This window comes from Bacillus cereus group sp. N21 (genome assembly GCF_016483395.1).
Lineage (GTDB): Bacteria > Bacillota > Bacilli > Bacillales > Bacillaceae_G > Bacillus_A > Bacillus_A pseudomycoides.
In genome coordinates this window covers 1-246 of record NZ_JAEHBX010000403.1, presented here as the reverse complement: position 1 = coordinate 246, position 246 = coordinate 1, and the positions used below count along the sequence as shown (strand labels likewise).

The window sequence follows — 246 nt, the reverse complement described above, 5'->3', positions numbered from 1 at the left end:
GCACAGTAATGGAAGTTTCATCTCATGCTTTAGATCTTGGGCGTGTACACGGATGCGATTATGATGTTGCAGTATTTACGAATTTAACACAAGATCATTTAGACTATCATAAAACGATGGAAGAATATAAACATGCGAAGGGCTTGCTTTTTGCACAGCTTGGCAATAGTTATAATCATAATCGTAAAAAATACGCTGTATTAAACAGCGATGATCCAGTTGCGGAAGCTGTCTCTTATACACATC

Annotated in this window: 1 protein-coding gene; it reads left to right on the top strand. The window is 37.4% G+C overall.

The genetic code is table 11. The features are described from left to right. The coding region (locus JDS96_RS31395; RefSeq protein WP_242480046.1) for a Mur ligase family protein at positions 1-246 on the top strand (246 nt) is incomplete at both ends.